This is a genomic window from Allorhizobium sp. nf9_anc (genome assembly GCF_056323085.1).
Map to the genome: position 1 here is coordinate 1,446,827 of NZ_CM150481.1, position 17,455 is coordinate 1,464,281.

The 17,455-nt window shown below is 61.4% G+C and carries 15 protein-coding genes and 1 riboswitch; of the genes, 9 read left to right on the top strand and 6 right to left on the bottom strand.

All coding sequences use genetic code 11. The annotated features are described in order from the left end of the window. Positions 1-223: 223 nt before the first annotated feature. Together AC02Y0_RS06845 and AC02Y0_RS06850 are read left to right on the top strand one after the other, a co-directional pair. The gene (locus tag AC02Y0_RS06845; protein WP_102020274.1) at positions 224-1,600 is read left to right on the top strand and encodes a class II 3-deoxy-7-phosphoheptulonate synthase; all 1,377 of its coding nucleotides are present in this window, start codon (positions 224-226) and stop codon (positions 1,598-1,600) included. A gap of 81 nt (positions 1,601-1,681) precedes the next feature. Continuing rightward, on the top strand, positions 1,682-2,080 hold the full coding sequence (locus tag AC02Y0_RS06850; protein ID WP_476383209.1) for a GFA family protein: 399 nt from the start codon (positions 1,682-1,684) through the stop codon (positions 2,078-2,080). A 6-nt stretch (positions 2,081-2,086) separates the two neighbouring features. Here AC02Y0_RS06850 and AC02Y0_RS06855 read toward each other — a convergent pair whose 3' ends face one another. Both AC02Y0_RS06855 and AC02Y0_RS06860 read right to left on the bottom strand, forming a co-directional pair. Then, positions 2,087-2,977 carry a hypothetical protein gene (locus AC02Y0_RS06855; RefSeq protein WP_476383211.1) on the bottom strand — a complete coding sequence of 297 codons (891 nt, stop codon included), beginning with the start codon at positions 2,975-2,977 and terminating at the stop codon, positions 2,087-2,089. A 204-nt stretch (positions 2,978-3,181) separates the two neighbouring features. Then, a complete protein-coding gene (locus AC02Y0_RS06860) occupies positions 3,182-5,113 on the bottom strand; it encodes an LTA synthase family protein (RefSeq protein ID WP_476383212.1) in 1,932 nt (643 codons plus the stop codon). 200 nt (positions 5,114-5,313) lie between these two features. On the opposite strand from AC02Y0_RS06860, the gene AC02Y0_RS06865 reads away from it, so the two are divergent. The 4 genes from AC02Y0_RS06865 to bluB all read left to right on the top strand — a co-directional run bounded on the left by AC02Y0_RS06865 (position 5,314) and on the right by bluB (position 9,194). Next, positions 5,314-6,993, top strand: coding sequence for an NAD+ synthase (locus AC02Y0_RS06865; protein ID WP_476383213.1), 1,680 nt, complete (start codon positions 5,314-5,316; stop codon positions 6,991-6,993). A gap of 2 nt (positions 6,994-6,995) precedes the next feature. Beyond that, entirely contained in the window at positions 6,996-7,331 is a 336-nt protein-coding gene (locus tag AC02Y0_RS06870; RefSeq protein WP_476383214.1) for a hypothetical protein, read from the top strand. 19 nt (positions 7,332-7,350) lie between these two features. Further along, on the top strand, positions 7,351-8,187 hold the full coding sequence (locus AC02Y0_RS06875; protein ID WP_476383215.1) for a TolB family protein: 837 nt from the start codon (positions 7,351-7,353) through the stop codon (positions 8,185-8,187). A 38-nt stretch (positions 8,188-8,225) separates the two neighbouring features. After that, positions 8,226-8,415: riboswitch (cobalamin riboswitch) on the top strand. 41 nt (positions 8,416-8,456) lie between these two features. Continuing rightward, positions 8,457-9,194, top strand: coding sequence for a 5,6-dimethylbenzimidazole synthase (gene bluB, locus AC02Y0_RS06880; RefSeq protein WP_476383216.1), 738 nt, complete (start codon positions 8,457-8,459; stop codon positions 9,192-9,194). Here the strand turns inward: bluB and AC02Y0_RS06885 are convergent. The 4 genes from AC02Y0_RS06885 to AC02Y0_RS06900 form a co-directional block, all read right to left on the bottom strand. Next, positions 9,151-10,206 (bottom strand): DUF2865 domain-containing protein, encoded by a 1,056-nt coding sequence (locus tag AC02Y0_RS06885; RefSeq protein ID WP_476383218.1) that lies wholly within the window; start codon positions 10,204-10,206, stop codon positions 9,151-9,153. The two genes, bluB and AC02Y0_RS06885, sit on opposite strands and share 44 nt — an antisense overlap. Positions 10,207-10,340: 134 nt before the next feature. After that, entirely contained in the window at positions 10,341-10,982 is a 642-nt protein-coding gene (locus AC02Y0_RS06890; protein WP_476383219.1) for an acyl-homoserine-lactone synthase, read from the bottom strand. A 100-nt stretch (positions 10,983-11,082) separates the two neighbouring features. Beyond that, on the bottom strand, positions 11,083-11,811 hold the full coding sequence (locus AC02Y0_RS06895; protein WP_476383220.1) for a helix-turn-helix transcriptional regulator: 729 nt from the start codon (positions 11,809-11,811) through the stop codon (positions 11,083-11,085). A gap of 116 nt (positions 11,812-11,927) precedes the next feature. Next, positions 11,928-14,243: an NADP-dependent malic enzyme gene (locus tag AC02Y0_RS06900; RefSeq protein WP_476383221.1), complete on the bottom strand. Its 2,316-nt coding sequence runs from the start codon at positions 14,241-14,243 to the stop codon at positions 11,928-11,930. A gap of 212 nt (positions 14,244-14,455) precedes the next feature. On the opposite strand from AC02Y0_RS06900, the gene AC02Y0_RS06905 reads away from it, so the two are divergent. From AC02Y0_RS06905 to AC02Y0_RS06915, 3 genes are all read left to right on the top strand, one after another. Next, positions 14,456-15,310 (top strand): UDP-2,3-diacylglucosamine diphosphatase, encoded by an 855-nt coding sequence (locus AC02Y0_RS06905; RefSeq protein ID WP_476383222.1) that lies wholly within the window; start codon positions 14,456-14,458, stop codon positions 15,308-15,310. 171 nt (positions 15,311-15,481) lie between these two features. Next, complete coding sequence (locus AC02Y0_RS06910) at positions 15,482-16,633, top strand: MlaE family lipid ABC transporter permease subunit (protein WP_476383223.1); 1,152 nt, start codon at positions 15,482-15,484, stop codon at positions 16,631-16,633. A 10-nt stretch (positions 16,634-16,643) separates the two neighbouring features. Continuing rightward, complete coding sequence (locus tag AC02Y0_RS06915; protein WP_476383224.1) at positions 16,644-17,453, top strand: ABC transporter ATP-binding protein; 810 nt, start codon at positions 16,644-16,646, stop codon at positions 17,451-17,453. Positions 17,454-17,455 lie beyond the last annotated feature (2 nt).

Here is a 17,455-nt window from a genome sequence, read left to right on the forward strand (position 1 = left end):
GTCGATCAAGATCTTACGTTTACGTGCATGTCATATCAAGCGTCTGCCGTCGCAAGGGCAGGTCCGGGCCAGTCCGAGGGGTGAGAAAGTGCGCGGTCGGCTCTTCGTTATACCCTCCGAAAGTCCCTAAACTTCGGCTTTCCAAGCATCGATTAACCGTTTATAAGCCCCCATCCGATGCGGCCGGGAGGTTGCCGCAGCTAGTATCAGACAGGTGACGACCATGGCGCAGAATTGGACCCCGAGCAGCTGGAGACAGAAGCCGATCAAGCAGGTTCCGGCGTATCCGGACCTCGACGCATTGAAGGCTGCCGAGCAGCAGCTTTCGACTTATCCGCCGCTGGTCTTTGCGGGCGAGGCCCGTCGCCTGAAGAAGTCGCTGGCCCAGGTCGCGGAAGGCGAAGCCTTCCTGCTGCAGGGCGGTGATTGCGCCGAGAGCTTTGCTGAGCATGGCGCCGACAACATCCGCGACTTCTTCCGCGCCTTCCTGCAGATGGCCGTCGTCCTGACGTTCGGTGCGCAGCTGCCGGTGGTCAAGGTTGGCCGTATTGCCGGCCAGTTCGCCAAGCCGCGCTCTTCGGACATGGAGACGATCGGTGGCGTCGAGCTGCCGAGCTACCGTGGTGACATCATCAACGGCATCGAGTTCACCGAAGAGGCTCGCATCCCGAGCCCCGAGCGCCAGCTGATGGCCTATCGCCAGTCGGCAGCGACCTTGAACCTGCTGCGCGCCTTCGCGATGGGTGGCTATGCCAACCTCGAGAACGTGCATCAGTGGATGCTCGGCTTCGTCAAGGATAGCCCGCAGGCCGAACGCTACCGCAAGCTTGCTGACCGCATTTCCGAAACCATGGACTTCATGAAGGCCGTGGGCATCACCTCGGAAAACAATCCGAGCCTGCGCGAAACCGATTTCTTCACCAGCCATGAGGCTCTGCTTCTCGGCTATGAAGAAGCGCTTACCCGCGTCGACTCCACCTCTGGCGACTGGTATGCAACCTCCGGCCACATGATCTGGATCGGCGACCGTACGCGCCAGGCCGACCATGCGCATCTGGAATACTGCCGCGGCATCAAGAACCCGATCGGTCTGAAGTGCGGCCCGTCGCTGCAGGCCGACGATCTGTTGAACCTGATCGACATCCTGAACCCGCAGAACGAAGCCGGTCGCCTGACCCTGATCTGCCGTTTCGGTCACGACAAGGTTGCCGAGCACCTGCCGCGCCTCATCCGCGCCGTCGAGCGTGAAGGCCGCAAGGTCGTGTGGTCCTGCGATCCGATGCACGGCAACACGATCACGCTCAACAACTATAAGACCCGTCCGTTCGAGCGGATCCTGTCGGAAGTGGAGAGCTTCTTCCAGATCCACCGTGCAGAAGGCTCGCATCCGGGCGGCATCCATATCGAGATGACCGGCAAGGACGTGACCGAATGCACCGGCGGTGCGCGTGCGGTGACCGGCAATGATCTTGCCGATCGTTACCACACCCATTGCGACCCGCGCCTCAACGCCGACCAGGCGCTCGAGCTTGCCTTCCTGCTTGCCGAGCGGATGAAGAGCGGCCGTGACGAAAAGCGGATGCTGGTTGCGAACGGCTGAAGCATAAGTTCAGCATTCCGAGTTTGACGACCGGGCGGGCTTCAACGAAGCTCGCCCGGTTCTCGTTTGCGGAGGTGTGTGATGAGCGAAGACAAGATTGGCGGCTGTCTGTGCGGCGCGGTGACGATTACGGTCAGGGGTAAGCTTGGACCCGTCAGCTATTGCCATTGCTCGCAATGCCGTCGGCAGACCGGGCTCTATTATGCGACGACGGATGCGGCGCTGAGCGAGGTCGAGATCAGCGGGCGCGAGAAGATCAGCGCCTATCGGGCAAGCCCCGATGCCGAGCGCGCCTTTTGCCGCGATTGTGGTTCAGCTCTCTACTGGAAGGCGGATGGCGAGGCGCGGATCTCGCTGATGGCGGGCCTGTTTCCGAACCCGACGGCTCTCGAAGGCGGCTATCACATCTTCTGTGCCGACAAAGGCGATTTCTACGACATCGAGGATGGCTTGCCGCACTATGCCGCAAGCCGAAGTTGAGCGCCTTCAGGCGGCAGCCGCGTTCTCCGCGTTGATCCCCAGTGAAGCCAGCGCCTGCTGGTAGGACTGGTCGATGGCTGCAAACTTGGCCGACTGCCAGTTGAAATAGTCTTCCAGGAAGCGGTTCGTCAGCAGCAGGTCGCCCCGGCGTCGCGGCTGCTCCCAGCAGAGGAGCTCTTCGGTTTCCGCCTTCTTGAACATGCGCTTCAGGTTGGTGGTCGAGACCTGATAGGTTTCGCTCAATTCCACCAGCGTCACCGGTCCGCAGGATACGCTTGAAGCCGTGCGGTCGACATTGTCGAGACGTGCGATCAGGTCGTGCAGGATGATGCCGCCGAGATCCGACCACAGGAAGTGGCCAATCGAGTCCGGTGGCTCCCGCCACATCGGATCGCCCACCATGATGTCGGCGCCGATGGGTTGGGCGATCAGGAAGATCCGCTCTTCGCCCAGCGAGGTCATTTCGCGATTGCCGCCATCGAGCCGATCGAGGCAGGCGAGATGGCCATTGAACCAGCTGCGCAGGCCGTTCAGGCTGAGTTCCGTAGGCTCAAGGACGCGGACACGCTTGTCGGGGACGTCGGGAACGTCACGCAGGAACTTGTAGGCGACCAGTTCCGCCAGATAACCCGTCGCCGTGTTGCGGCTTGCAGCCCCCAGGCGCATTACCGTTTCCACGAAACGTGTGGCCGTCAGGCCCGACAGCGGGTCGTCCGGCGTGCGGCGCAAGGCGAGCGCGAACACCGACTGCGTCATCAGCCACTTGCGGTGGGATGCCTTCAGGCGGGACATGCGCGGGGTTCGCATGTGAATGCCAATGAGATGCTGGGCGATCTGCCTTTCGATCGCCGGGTAGAGCGGATGTGCAACTATTTCAGCGCGCGACATGAGCGGCATGGCAAAAGCTCGGCGTTAAACTTTGAATGCAATCAGAGTGTTCGACCGCTCGTGCAGCCAGGCAAGAACAGTGGTCGCTAATACTGTCAAGCAGGCCGGTTTGGTGAACAAAAAAAGTCTATGACTGAAATCGGGGGGCGCTGCAATAGCGCCCCCCGTTCAAAATGTCTTTATGGATAACTGTGATCCGAAGTAACGATGCGTTCAACTGCTCGGTTGCAGTCGATCGGACTGCTCGGGGAAGAAACGATCAAGTCCGTAGCCTTCGCCGAACATCACATCGTGCTGCAGAAGACGGTAATCGCGGATCAATGGGTCGATGCGGCCCGACAGAGCCCAGTCGGCCTGCGCCTTGTTGTTACGGCCGATCAGTTGATGCCGGTCGATGACCGAGTAACGTTCGGCGACGCGGCCGAGCATGCCGGTATAGTATGGGTGGCGATAGCCGGCCATACGGACGATATAGTAGGGCAGCTGCGAGGGGCTGACCGAGCCGATGTCCTTCTGAACGCCGCGCTTGGACGACCAGATGACGAGCGGAGTCTCGTGCTCGCGCTTCATGGTGGCGACCGAGGCCTTGCGGGTGGCGACGACGTTCGCCATGTAGCCGCTCTCCGTATAGACCTCGTTCAGCGGTGGCAGGTGGTCGCCGAAGAGCACGATGATCGTTTCGCGGCGGCGCTTCTTCGCCCAGTCCATGAGAACCTTCAGGCTCTGGTCCGCTTCCTTCACACCCTGCGCATAGGTCGCAAGCGCGCTGGTGTTGCCGTCAGAGAGGGTCGGAGCGTCCACCTCGATGGTGTTCTTGGCATAGCGGTTATGCTCGTAGGGCCCGTGACCCTGCAGGGTGACAGCGAAGAAGAAGAAGGGTTCGCTGGTGTTGTCGGCTTCCCGGATGATGTGGCGCGTCAGGGCCTCGTCCGAGGCGAAGATCCCACGCTTGTCCATCACAGGCATGTTCTCTTCGGACTGGAACTGACGGAAGCCCAGAGACTGGTAGACGTTGTTGCGGTTCCAGAACCAGCCCTGGAAAGGGTGGAAGGCCTTGCTCACATAGCCCTTCGATTCAAAGAAGGTGGCGAGAGAAGGCACGGGACGGCGGATATATTGCTGATAGGGAATGCTGCCATAGGGCAGGAAGGCATTGGAAAAGCCGGTCAGCGCTTCGAATTCGACATTAGCCGTCATGCCGCCGAACTCCGGCGAGAAGACCTGGCCGGACTGCGAGGCGCGGATGGTCGGCATCGGATCGGTCGAGTAGCGGACGCTGCTCATCTTGGTCGGATCCCACAGCGACTCGCTCATGACGACGATCACGTCGGCCTGACGGCCCGAGAAGAAGGACGCTGGCAGAAGGTCGGTCTGCATGTCGGTGATGGCGACGTGATTGTAGCCGGCGGGGGCGCTGACGCTCGCCATCGGCACGTTGAAGGCAAAAGCCATCAGGAAGCCGTTGTGGCGATAGTTTTCCTTCTGGTCCCACATCATCGGCACGATGTTGAGGCGATCCCGGAAGGCGGAAAAGGCCATCGGGTCCATCAGGGAGATGAAACCGGCGAGCAGCGGGAAGGCGAGGGCAAGGCGAACGCCCCGGCCTGTCAAGTTCAGCCGCGGGAAGACCTTACGGCTCTTCCAGATGAGCGTGACGAATGCGGCAACGAAAACGAGGCTTCCGATGGCAAGGGCAATCGCTTTGACCGGTTCAGCCGCAACGATGGCTGGCAGCAGCTGCATGATCTGACGACCGAAGAGAAGGTCGCTCGGAAAAAGCGGGTCCGACAGGAAGAGCTGCTTCTGTCCCGAGAAGAAGGCGGGCAGCAGAGCCAGCGGCGCAACGAAGAGCGTGGACTGGTAAGCCTTGCCGATAATGGCGTCTGCAAAGCAGAGGACCAGGAACATGATGCCCACGGCCACAAGCCCGGGCCGGCTCGACGATGTCAGGTACTCGACGACATCGACCATCGTGCCGCGTGCGAGCACTTCGCTCAGTACGACGATGACGGCTGCGATCAGCGCCGTGTTGACCCACTGAATGACCAGCTGCAACGTCCAGGACGTGCCGAGCTCGCGTTCGCGCGTCGCACCAAAGGCATTAAAAATGGTCGCGACGAGCGATTTCGGGCTGGTCTGTGCCACGTCGAACTCCGGGTCAGGGACAGGTGTCGTAAAATCTTCGCACAGATGTCACACAAGTGTCATGAATGCTACATGAACCGTAGCGCAGAAGCCTTTGTTCCCACACTTTCAGGGGGATTGGTTAGCGGCGGCGGACATTGCTGATCACAGGGTCGACAAGCAACGTTGCGATCGGTCACGCGAGCGGCTAAATCGATGTCATGAGCGAAGCAAAGAAGATCTCCGACGTCCTGCGTATCGCGGTGGCACAGTTCAATCCTGTTGTCGGCGACGTCGCCGGCAATCTGGCCAAGGCGCGTGCTGCGCGCGCCGATGCGGCCGGGCAGGGGGCAGACCTCCTGTTGCTGACGGAGCTCTTCATTTCAGGCTATCCGCCGGAAGATCTGGTATTGAAACCCGCCTTTCTGAGCGCCTGTCTCCAGGCTGTTGAGGCGCTTGCCGCCGACACGGCCGATGGTGGCCCGGGCGTGATCGTCGGCTTTCCCCGCCAGGGCGAGAAGGGACGGCACAATTCCGTCGCCATTCTCGACGGCGGGAAGATCCTTGCCTTCCGCGACAAGCTCGATCTGCCGAACTATGGCGAGTTCGACGAGAAACGCGTCTTTACCGAAGGCGAGATGCCGGGACCGGTGAATTTTCGCGGTGTGCGCATCGGGGTGCCGATCTGCGAGGAGATCTGGAACGATCTCGGCGTCTGCGAGACGCTGGCCGAGACCGGCGCCGAAATTCTGCTGGTACCGAATGGCTCGCCCTACTACCGCGGCAAGGTCGATGTCCGCCATCAGGTGGCGCTGCGTCAGGTGATCGAGACAGGCCTGCCGCTGGTGTTCGCCAACCAGCTCGGCGGCCAGGACGAACTCGTCTTCGACGGCGCAAGCTTTGCCTTCAACGGCGACAAGTCGCTCGCCTTCCAGATGAGCCAGTTCGAGGAGACGCTGTCGGTCACGACCTGGAAGCGCACGGATGATGGCTGGCGCTGCGACCAGGGTCCGATGTCGCGTATTCCGGAGAAGGAAGAGGCCGACTACCGCGCCTGCGTGCTGGGCTTCCGCGACTACGTTAACAAGAACGGTTTCAAGAGCGTCGTGCTCGGCCTGTCCGGTGGCATCGATTCTGCCATTTGTGCTGCGATCGCCGTCGATGCGCTCGGCGAGGAGCGGGTGCGCACGATCATGCTGCCCTATCGCTATACCTCGCAGGAGAGCTTCGCCGACGCGGAAGCCTGCGCCAAGGCGCTCGGCTGCCATTATGACATCGTGCCGATCCAGGAGCCGGTTGAGGGCTTCCTGTCGTCGCTGTCGGAAATGTTCGAGGGCACCGAGAGCGGCATCACGGAAGAAAATCTGCAGAGCCGTACACGAGGGACAATCCTGATGGCGGTCTCCAACAAGTTCGGTTCGATGGTCGTCACCACTGGCAACAAATCGGAGATGTCGGTGGGCTACGCCACGCTCTATGGCGACATGAATGGCGGCTTCAACCCGATCAAGGACCTCTACAAGATGCAGGTCTATGCGCTGTCGGCCTGGCGCAACGAGAATGTCCCCCCAGGCGCGCTTGGACCATCCGGCGAAGTCATTCCCGCAAACATTCTGTCCAAGGCGCCGTCTGCCGAGCTTCGGCCGAACCAGACCGACCAGGATTCGCTGCCGCCTTATCCGGTTCTCGACGATATCCTCGAATGCCTCGTCGAAAAGGAAATGGGCGTGGACGAGATCGTTGCGCGTGGCCATGACATTGCGACGGTGCACCGGGTGGAGCACCTGCTTTATCTTGCCGAATACAAGCGCCGCCAATCGGCGCCGGGCGTGAAGATCACCAAGAAGAACTTCGGACGCGATCGCCGCTATCCGATCACGAACCGTTTCCGGGATCGCTGAGCGTGTCGATAGAGGACCACGATGCCCGGGCTGCTTTGCCTGATTTCACGGCGGAGGAGCGCAGCTATATCTTTGCTGTCGGAGCGCATGACAATCAGGATAGCGGGCTGTACCGGACGCTCTCAGGCGCCGCCTACTTCCTGCCCTCGATTGCGATTGGCTGCTACGGCCTGTGGGATGGAAGCTTCAAGATGCTGGGCATCGGGTTCCTCACGCTGAACGTCAGCCTGATCTGGGGTTTCTACACCGAATGGCGCAGTGCTCATCTTGAGCGGACTGGCCGGGCGATCTTCGCCAAACTGCGCCAGGCGATGGAAAATCGCTCACGTGCAGACTGATTATTCCAAGGAGACCACTATGCGCAGTTCGGTCGAGATCTACGATATGACGACCCGTGAATGCGAGGTCGTCTGGCAGACGGAGGACCTCGTCGAGGCGCCCAACTGGTCGCGTGACGGCGAGTTTCTCGTCATCAATGGCGACGGCCTGCTCTATGCATTGCCGCTCGATGAGGATGATCCGGAGCCGGAACTGATCGACACCAGCTTCGCCGTCCGGCTGAACAACGACCACGGCATTTCGCCTGACGGTGCCTCGATCGTCTTTTCCGACCATACGCTCTACGGCAAGTCCTGCATCTACATGCTGGGTGACGGGGATGACGAGCCAAGGCAGGTGACGACGAACATGCCGTCCTATTGGCATGGCTGGTCGCCGGACGGGAAGGTGCTTGCCTATTGCGGCGAGAGAAACGGTGCCTTCGACATCTACACGATTTCGACGAAGGGCGGTGCCGAACAGCGCCTGACCAACGGCGAGGGGCACAATGACGGTCCCGATTATTCGCCTGACGGGCAGTGGATCTACTTCAATTCCAGCCGCACCGGCACCATGCAGATCTGGCGGATGCGCACCGATGGCACCGGCCTGGAGCAGCTGACCTCCGACGGCTACGGGGACTGGTTCCCGCATCCGTCGCCGGATGGCAGCAAGGTGCTGTTCCTCTCCTATGATGCCGAGGTCTCAGGTCATCCCCGTGACAAGCAGGTCCGGCTTCGTTTGATGGATGCCGATGGCGGCAATGTGGAGACGCTGTTCGAGTTCTTCGGTGGGCAGGGCTCGATCAACGTGCCGAATTGGTCGCCGGATGGATCCGCCTTCGCATTCGTGCGCTACTTCCCAACAAGTGACTGACGCCGTCGTTTTTGATCTGTCCCAGCCGGGCTCTTCACGCTAGAAACCATCTGTCAGGTGCCTGCCTATCGGCAGGAGAATCGGGAAGCTGGTGAAATTTCGGCACGTGCCCAACGCTGTGAGGCGGACGTGATGCGCAAGGGGGAACCCGACCACTGGAGCAATCCGGGAAGGTGCGTGTTGCGGATGATGCCCAGTCAGAAGACCGGCCTGACAAGATAGACCGAACCCGCGTGGACGGCGGGTGGTTGCGCATTGTGGGGATTACGATGCACGACGATCCGAACGAGTACCTCGTCCGGACAGCGCCCTTTGTCGACGAGGACAAGGATGCCGTCTACCGGGCCATTCATACGCGACGCGATGTTCGCGACCAGTTTCTTCCCGATCCTTTGCCCGACGATCTCGTGCGCAGGCTGCTTGAAGCAGCCCATGCCGCACCGTCGGTTGGTTTCATGCAGCCTTGGAGCTTTATCCTGGTCCGCAGCGCTGAGACGCGTGCGGCGGTCTGGGACGCGTTTGCGCGGGCTAATGAAGAGGCAGAGGCGATGTTTCCCGAGGCGCGCCGCGATGCCTATCGGGCGCTGAAGCTGGAGGGCATCCGCAAGGCGCCGCTGAATATCTGCGTCACGTGTGATCCCGATCGTGCCGGTCCCGTTGTTCTCGGGCGGACCCATGATCCCAGGATGGATGCCTTCTCGACGGTCTGCGCGATCCAGAACCTGTGGCTTGCCGCGCGAGCGGAAGGGGTCGGGCTCGGCTGGGTCAGCATCTTCCACGAGGCCGAAGTGAAGGCGATCCTCGGGATCCCGGATCGCGTCCAGATCATCGGTTACCTGTGCCTCGGCCTTGTCGATCACCTCTATGCGTCGCCCGAACTCGAAGTGAAGGGCTGGCGCAAGCGTCTGGCGCTCGAGGAGCTGATCTTCGAGGAGCATTGGGGCGTGCATGCCGCCGGGCCGGTCACTCCTGCAGGGGCTGTGGACCCGGCGCTGCCGGGTTCCTGAGATCGATCGTTCCCTTGTCGGGAGGGATGAAGACCGGGCCGACGCGGCGAACATTGAGGTTTGCCTCATCCAGACTGCGTTCCACGGCAGGGCGGGGAGCCGCCGGTGTCGTTTTCGACTTCGGTGCAATCTCCAGCACGGAAGACTGGTAGTCGGGCAAGGCGGGACGGGGCGTCATGCGTTGGTAGTATTGCTGAAGATTGCAGGCGCAGGACGGCTCCGCATTCGTCCGGCGATTGCGGTAGACGAAGGCGTTCGGCAGGTCCCTGTAGGGACGGCCAGTGATGGCCGAGACCATGTCGACCGTTTCGCTGCGTTCCGGCGCGTGAAAGAAGAGCTCCGTTTCCGTCCCCGGGCACATCTGCTGACACTGGGCAGCGTCGCGGCCAAAATTCATCGCTGACGTCTGTGATGAAATCGGGAAAAAGCCGCCGTCGCAGGTGCGGACGCAGAGCGTGCGGACATTGCCGGTCGGAAGGATGCCGATCGGCGGCGGTGGCGTCGCATAGGCTGCTTCCGCCTCGCGGTCCGGACGGTAGGGTTCCGGCAGCGTGTCGAGATAGGGGATGCGCTCGGCTTCCTGCGGCAGTGGCGGCTCATCCGGGCCGCATCCATTTGCCTCGAGGGCCGTTACAAGAGCTGCGCGGGCATCCGCCACGCGGCTTTCGCGAAGGTCGGCCAGCCGCGTTGCAAGGATGTCGCGATTTGCCTCCATGCGGGAGATTGCCGTTGCCAGGTCGCTGCAGTCATTGCCGCCATCAGGCCGGATCTGGACGATGGAAGAGGTGAGGCAGCGCAGCCGACGCTGGTCCTGGCGCGCCTTGCGCAGTTCGAGATTCTGCTGCGCAATGGCGCTGGCATAGCTGTTGATCTCAGGCGATCGTCCGCCCTGCTCCACCAGGACCAGGCGGTCGCGCAGTCGCTCGCAAAGCGCCGAGGCCTCGGCCCCGGATGGCAAGATGCCGCCCATGAGGACAAACATCGCGATGGAACTGACTATCCTGCTCGGCACATCCGGATTCCAGTTGTCGTTTGCAAGGCAGACTACGACCCTGATGCGGTGCAGGATATCCGAGTGGTGGTCAAATTCAAATGACAGATGACGTGAGTAGGGTACGGCACCTGCCGCACCCGCCTTGTTCTATGTCATGCGGCCTGAGCTGCCGTGAGGGTCATCGGTCGTTCGAGCACGCTTCCCTCGATTGCCGCCACCGCTTTCATCCTGTCGAGCATGTCCCGGGAGACCTCCCAGGATACCGCTACCGCCTGAACCACGCCGATGCGCTGGGGCTCGCCGATCCGCAATCCGGGGCAGCCCATGCGCTTGAACATGCGCTCCAGAAACACATCCGTTACGGTGACGATGTGGCTGAGGCCGGATGCCAGGCCCAGTTCTCCGACGCCGCACATCAGCTCGGCTGCGGCGATCGTCACCTGGTTTCCGGCACGGTCCTGCGAGATCTCGGGATCGATGCAGAAGCGGCTCGATTCCCAGATGGCGGCGCTGCGGATTTGCGGACCGTCCCCGAGCAGGATCGGGAATGTGTCGTCGAGCATGTTCGGCCCAAGCGTCGGCAGCAGTCGAAGCGAACCGCGCAGACGTCCCTCATCGCCATAGGAGAGAACATAGAGCGGATTGGACCGGTCATAGTCGTCGATCTCCCAGGCATCGCGCACCTCGACCTCCCAGCCGAGGAGGTCGTGGAAGACACGTTTGCGCAGCCTGTGCATCGCATCGATGTCGGAGGGAAACTGGTGTCGGCGTGCGCCGTTGATGATCCTGATCATGCCTTGCTCCTTCTTGCAGAACGGAACAGGCAGGATGCGGCTCAAGCCATCCGAATGAAATTGACGGTTGCGCCAGCATTCTTATATGCAATCTATGATACTATGAAGGTTTTGCCTTTTCTGATGACACGTCAGTGTCCGCGAGACGCGGGATCAGGCCGCGCCAAACGGCCTCGGCGACAGCTTGAGCATTTGTCATGACGTCGAGTTTGTGCCGGGCATTGGCCATGAAGTGGCGGATCGTGCGTTCGGTAATGCCGAGAATGACGGCTGTTTCCCAGTAGCTCTTGCCGGCTGCAATCCAGGCCAGCGTCTCGCGCTCGCGGCGGGTCAACGACTGTCCCCCCGACTTTTCCAGGCTCTCCATGCGAGCGGGTCGCGTCAGCCTGGCGTTCAAACGTGTGCCCAGGCTCAGGAGGTCTCTGTCGTGGAGGCGGCGCCAAGTGGAGAGTTCGGGGATCTGTGGTCCGGCTTCCACCAGAAGACCGCTGTTGCGACCGGGCAAGGGGTAGCCAATGATTGCAGGCCCGTCCTCGTTGCCCCTGTTCCTGCCGGCGAGTTGAATGGGCTCGAGGGCTGCGAAGACACGGAGGATCTGTTCGACAGGCGGCTTGCGATGCGGGCTGCGCACACTGTGTGGCACGTGTCGCCGGAGACTGCGGTGAATGGTATGGGCGCGCATGCGGCCATTGCTGATGACCGCGTCGACATAGGTGACCGGTCCCGTTTCGTAGGCCACCTGCAGGCGCGACAGGAAGGCTGGAGGATCGAGCGTTTCCTGCTGGTCCAGCCAATCCAAGAGTTCGAAATATGCCCCCGACTGCGCCATCGACAATACCCTATATTTCAAGGGAAACAGTGTCGGCGTTGCAGCTTTGGCTTGTCTAGTGGCTAAGTTTCGCGGCGGTCGAGCGGCGGACGAAAACCGCCGCTCGAGAGCCCAAATCAACCGGCCGGCTGCGACGCTTCGACGACGGCCAGTGCTGCCATGTTGACGACGCCACGGGATGTCACAGAGGTCGAAAGCACGTGCGCCGGCATGGCGGCACCGAGCAGGATCGGACCCACATGCAGGGCATCCATCATGGTGCGGACGATGCCGAGCGAGATGTTGGCGGCGTCGAGATTCGGGAAGACCAGAAGGTTTGCTTCACCCGTCAGCGTGCTCTCCGGCATGGCGCGCTTGCGCAGGACCTCTGACAAGGCCGAGCCGCCCTGCATTTCGCCGTCGACTTCGATCTCCGGTGCATTGGTCCTGATGATCTCAAGTGCTTGACGCATTTTCGAGGCGCTGGCGGACGGGCGGGAGCCGAAGTTGGAATGGGAGAGCAGGGCTGCCTTCGGGCTGATGCCGAAGCGGCGGATTTCCTGCGCCGCGAGAATGGTCATTTCCGCGATCTCCTCGGCACACGGATCGTCCGTGACGAAGGTGTCAGTGAAGAAGATGGCGCCGCGCTGCGAGATCAGCAGGCTGAGACCTGAGAAGTCGCGCACACCCTCACGCTTGCCGATGATCTGGCGAACGTCACGGACATGGCGGTCGTAGCGGCCTTCGACGCCGCAGATCAGGGCATCTGCATCACCACGCTTGACGGCAAGTGCGCCGATAACAGTGGTGTTGGTGCGCACGATCGTGCGCGCAGCTTCCGGGTTGATGCCGGCGCGGCCGACCAGCGCGAAGTAGTCGTCGACATAGTCGCGGTAGCGCGGATCGTCTTCCGGATTGACCAGTTCGAAATCGGTGCCCGGGCGGATGCGCAGGCCGTAGCGCTTCAGGCGCGTCTCGATGATCTGCGGACGTCCGATCAGGATCGGTTCGCCGATACCGTCTTCGAGCAGGACCTGGGCTGCGCGCAGCACGCGCTCGTCCTCGCCTTCGGCGAAGATCACGCGCTTGTTCGATGCCGTCTTGGCAGCCGCGAAGATCGGCTTCATGACGAAGCCGGAGCGGAAGACGAAGCGATTCAGCTGGTCGAGATAGGTGTCGAAATCGGCGATCGGACGGCGTGCGACGCCGCTGTCGGCTGCCGCCTTTGCAACGGCCGGAGCGATACGCAGGATCAGGCGCGGATCGAACGGCGAGGGGATCAGGTAGTCTGGGCCGAAGGTTGGCGTTTCGCCGGTATAGGCGCGCGCGGCGACTTCGGAGACTTCCTCGCGGGCGAGGGCTGCGATGGCGCGGACGGCGGCCATCTTCATCTCTTCATTGATCGTGGTCGCGCCGCAATCGAGTGCACCCCTGAAAATGTAGGGGAAGCAGAGGACGTTGTTGACCTGGTTCGGGAAGTCGGAGCGACCGGTGCAGATCATCGCGTCGGGGCGGGCCGCGCGGGCCTCTTCCGGCATGATTTCCGGCTTCGGATTGGCGAGCGCCATGATCAGCGGCTTTGGCGCCATGCGGGCCAGCAGTTCCGGCTTCAGGACGCCGGCTGCCGACAGGCCGAGGAAGACGTCGGCATCGTCGATGCTTTCGGCGAGCGCACGCTTGTCGGTTTCCTGGGCGTAGACTTCCTTCCAGGGGTCCATCAGCTCGTTGCGGCCCTTGTAGACCAGGCCTTCAATGTCGTGGACCCAGATGTTCTCGCGCTTGGCGCCGAGGATCACCAGGAGGTTGAGGCAGGCGAGGGCGGCCGCACCGGCACCGGAGGCGACAATCTTGACGGTCTCGATCGACTTGCCGGCAAGTTCCAGGCCGTTCAGGATCGCGGCGGCAACGATGATCGCGGTGCCGTGCTGGTCGTCATGGAAGACAGGAATGTTCATCTTGGCGCGGAGCTGGTCTTCCACCTGGAAGCATTCCGGGGCCTTGATGTCTTCGAGGTTGATACCGCCGAAGGTCGGCTCGAGGGCCGAAATGGTCGAGACCATGTCGTCGACGCCAGGTGCATCGATTTCGATGTCGAAGACGTCGATGCCGGCGAATTTCTTAAAGAGGACGGCCTTGCCTTCCATGACCGGCTTGGAGGCCAGCGGTCCGATATTGCCGAGGCCCAGGACCGCTGTGCCGTTTGAGATCACGGCGACGAGGTTGGAGCGTGCCGTGTAATCGTCGGCGGCTGCCGGGTCGTCCTTGATGGCGAGACAGGGAGCGGCGACACCCGGCGAATAGGCAAGGGCGAGGTCGCGCTGATTGCCGAGCGGCTTGGTTGCCTGGATCTCGAGTTTCCCGGGACGGGGATAGCGGTGATAGAAGAGCGCCTGCTCGTCGAGATCGGCGGTCGGGTTCGCAACTTGCGGCTTGTTCTTGTCCTGGGAATTCATTGGTTTCACCGGCAGTTTCTGGTCATCGGATCTGTATGCCCGTCATACACGAATTGACCGGGAGTGGTAGACTTTAGTTCCGCCTATGCCCAGCGAGCTTTCAGTAGATTTTGAGGGGTGAAGGTCCCGTAAATGGCATGATCACGGCGATGTCATCTTCCTGAAACACGAGTCTGATTAAGCGCTTTCAAGACAGCGATGAGGACCGTGCCGTGGAAGAAGCCAGCGAAACACGCCATTTCAGGACCCTGTTCATCTCGGACGTTCATCTCGGATCGAAAGCCGCCAAGACGGACTTCCTCCTGGATTTCCTGCGCACGCACGAGGCCGATACCATTATCCTCGTCGGTGACATCGTCGACGGATGGCGCCTGAAGCGCAGCTGGTACTGGCCGCAGCAATGCAATGACGTGGTTCAGAAGGTGTTGCGCAAGGCGCGCAAGGGCACGCGGATCATCTACATCCCCGGCAATCACGATGAGTTCATGCGCGATTTCCCGGGCATCCATTTCGGCGGGATCGAGGTCGAGCAGCGCATCGTGTACGAAATGGCCGATGGCAAGAAATACCTCGTCCTCCATGGCGACGAGTTCGACGTGGTCGTGCGCAATGCCCGCCTGCTCGCCTATCTCGGTGACTGGGCCTATGACACCGCGATTGCCATCAACGTCCTTCTGGCCGCGATCCGTCGCCGCCTCGGCATGCCCTACTGGTCTTTCTCGGCCTGGGCGAAGCTGCAGGTCAAGCATGCGGTCAATTTCATTGGCGAGTTCCAGCGCGTCGTGGCAGACGAGGCACGCCGCGCCGAGGTGGATGGCGTTATCTGCGGCCACATCCACCACGCCGTCATGGAAGACATCGACGGCATCCACTACGTCAACACCGGCGACTGGGTGGAAAGCTGCACGGCGATCGCCGAACATCCCGACGGTCGGCTGGAGTTGATCTCCTGGGGCCACAAGATCAGCGAAGCGCCGGTAGCCAAGCGCGCCAGCAAACTCGTCCCCATCCTGCTGCCGAAACCGATTGCCGAAACGGCCCAGGACGATGGGATTCGCGCGGCCTGAGCCACCCCTCTGTTGCAAAGCGGTCATGACGGCCCGCAATCGGGTTGGAAAACGCAATTAACGGTTTGCAAAGGATTTCTTCGCAGGCGGCGATGGTTATAGTGTGCAGCTATCTGTCACGTGATTTGCGAACCCGGATCCCCCGGCGCGAATTTGGAAGTTGTCGCCACCTTGAGTTCGGTTGAGCAAGAAGACGCCCGTATTGAGATCGAAGAGCAGCCGGACGGAAACGCCCGGCTGATCCGGCTTGCCGGTCGCTGGAAGAACACCAGCCTGAGCGCGATGATCAACTCCGCCGGCCCGCTGGTTGATTCTCCGGTCGCGCAGCGGGAGACGATCGATCTCAGCGCAGTCAGCGATATGGACACGGCTGGCGCATGGCTGGTTCGCCGCTACATAACCGAACGGCGCGAGCGCGGCGGATCGATCGAGATCGTTGGCGGATCTCCGGGGATGCGCGAGTTGATCGAAGCGCTTCCTGAGCACGTCACGGCTCCGGAAAAGCCGGTCGATCACCGCACCCGTTTCGAGCGCATCTTCGAACCTGTCGGGAAAGTGACGATCAGCCTCTGGGGCGATCTGATCGCGATGATGTTTGTCCTCGGATCTGCCGTCCGCGGGGCGCAGACCAAGGCTGGGCGCGGTTCCGGTGTGTCTCCGGCATCCGTGGTCAATCAGCTCGACCACATGGGCGTGCGGGCCGTCCCGATCATCACATTGATGTCGTTCCTGATCGGCGCGATCATTGCCCAGCAGGGAGCGTTCCAGTTGCGCTATTTCGGTGCCGAAGTTTTCGTCGTCGATCTCGTCGGTATCCTGCAGCTGCGCGAAATCGGCGTGCTTCTGACCGCGATCATGATCGCGGGGCGTTCCGGTAGCGCCATCACGGCTGAAATCGGTTCGATGAAGATGCGTGAGGAAATCGATGCCTTGAAGGTCATCGGCCTCAATCCGATCGGGGTTCTGGTCTTTCCGCGGCTTGTTGCGCTGACGATTGCACTGCCGCTGCTGACGATCGTCGCCAACTTCGCCGCGCTTTATGGCGCAGCGGTCGTGGTCTGGGCCTATTCCGGCATCACCTTTGATGTCTTCATCACCCGCCTGCACGAGGCAGTCGATTATTCGACGCTTGCGACCGGCATGATCAAGGCGCCGTTCATGGCGCTGATCATCGGGATCATTGCGGCTGTCGAAGGCATGAAGGTGGGCGGCAGCGCCGAATCGCTCGGACGCCATGTCACCGCATCCGTGGTCAAGTCGATCTTCGTCGTCATTCTCGTGGACGGGCTGTTTGCCATGTTCTACGCCGCGATCGATTTTTGAGGAGGGCCAGATGAACACCAGACCCTCCCCAGACCGCGAGGTCATCCTGTCGGTGAAGGAACTGACGGTCGGCTTCGGCGATAAGATTGTTCTCGACAAGCTGAACCTCGACATCTACCGCGGCGAGATCCTCGGCTTCGTCGGGGCATCCGGCGCGGGCAAGTCCGTTCTGATGCGCACTGTGCTGCGCCTGTTGCCGCGTCGCTCCGGCAAGATCGAGATCCTCGGCGCGGATTACGATGCGGTCGATGACCTGCAGCGCATGAGACTCGACACACGCCTGGGGGTTCTTTTCCAGCACGGCGCCCTATTTTCCTCACTCACTGTGAAGGAAAACATCCAGCTGCCGATGCGTGAATATCTGGATCTGCCGCAATGGCTGATGGATGAGCTTGCCTATCTCAAGATTGAGCTGGTTGGTCTCCATCCCGATGCTGCGGACAAATATCCGTCCGAACTTTCAGGCGGCATGATCAAGCGTGCGGCACTTGCGCGTGCGCTGGCGCTTGATCCGGATCTCGTCTTCCTCGACGAACCAACCTCCGGTCTCGATCCGATCGGGGCTGCCGAATTTGATGAATTGATCGCGCAGCTGCGCGATACGCTGGGATTGACGGTCTATATGGTGACCCACGATCTCGACAGCCTGTTTTCCGTCTGCGACCGTATTGCGGTTCTGGGACAGAAGCGCGTTCTGGTCGAGGGGACGCTGGACGACATGCTCGCCTTCGACGACGAGTGGGTGCAATCCTATTTCAAGGGCAAGCGTGCCCGTTCCATTCCCCGGGCGGAGCCTTCCGCCGGACATCCGGTAGAGTGAGC

Excerpts from the sequence above, each read along its gene's own strand:
- AC02Y0_RS06915 (WP_476383224.1), top strand. The coding sequence starts at position 16,644 with ATGAACACCAGACCCTCCCCAGACCGCGAGGTCATCCTGTCGGTGAAG.
- AC02Y0_RS06895 (WP_476383220.1), bottom strand. The coding sequence starts at position 11,811 with ATGGCGCAGTCGGGGGCATATTTCGAACTCTTGGATTGGCTGGACCAG.
- AC02Y0_RS06850 (WP_476383209.1), top strand. The coding sequence starts at position 1,682 with ATGAGCGAAGACAAGATTGGCGGCTGTCTGTGCGGCGCGGTGACGATT.
- AC02Y0_RS06845 (WP_102020274.1), top strand. The coding sequence starts at position 224 with ATGGCGCAGAATTGGACCCCGAGCAGCTGGAGACAGAAGCCGATCAAG.
- bluB (WP_476383216.1), top strand. The coding sequence starts at position 8,457 with ATGCACGACGATCCGAACGAGTACCTCGTCCGGACAGCGCCCTTTGTC.
- AC02Y0_RS06900 (WP_476383221.1), bottom strand. The coding sequence starts at position 14,243 with ATGAATTCCCAGGACAAGAACAAGCCGCAAGTTGCGAACCCGACCGCC.
- AC02Y0_RS06865 (WP_476383213.1), top strand. The coding sequence starts at position 5,314 with ATGAGCGAAGCAAAGAAGATCTCCGACGTCCTGCGTATCGCGGTGGCA.
- AC02Y0_RS06855 (WP_476383211.1), bottom strand. The coding sequence starts at position 2,977 with ATGCCGCTCATGTCGCGCGCTGAAATAGTTGCACATCCGCTCTACCCG.
- AC02Y0_RS06875 (WP_476383215.1), top strand. The coding sequence starts at position 7,351 with ATGCGCAGTTCGGTCGAGATCTACGATATGACGACCCGTGAATGCGAG.
- AC02Y0_RS06890 (WP_476383219.1), bottom strand. The coding sequence starts at position 10,982 with ATGATCAGGATCATCAACGGCGCACGCCGACACCAGTTTCCCTCCGAC.